Here is a 318-nt window from a genome sequence, read left to right on the forward strand (position 1 = left end):
GGATCATCTCCTGGATAAAGAAAGAGCAAGAGTCAAAGAAAAAAAATAGAAATAGAGGCGAAAGATACCAGAGCAATGTTGTATCAGACTACTTGTCTTCKTGTAGTTGGATCTCCAAGTTTTTGGAATGCYCCRAATTCCACTTGAGCATCCAAATCTGGRTCAATACCAGCAAAAACATCTCTGAASARGGTTCTAGCACCATGCCAAATGTGTCCRAAGAAGAARAGYARAGCAAAYGAAGCATGTCCAAAAGTAAACCAACCYCTTGGGCTGCTACGAAAAACACCATCGGATTTCAAAGTAGCACGATCTAAT

Annotated in this window: 1 protein-coding gene; it reads right to left on the bottom strand. The window is 40.2% G+C overall.

What is annotated here, in order from left to right; translation table 11 throughout:
• Window positions 1-83 precede the first annotated feature (83 nt).
• Window positions 84-302 (bottom strand): hypothetical protein, encoded by a 219-nt coding sequence (locus DZ860_RS25460; RefSeq protein WP_500691427.1) that lies wholly within the window; start codon window positions 300-302, stop codon window positions 84-86.
• Window positions 303-318 lie beyond the last annotated feature (16 nt).

The sequence above is a fragment of the Vibrio sinensis genome, assembly GCF_003605645.1.
Classification (GTDB): Bacteria; Pseudomonadota; Gammaproteobacteria; order Enterobacterales; family Vibrionaceae; genus Vibrio; species Vibrio sinensis.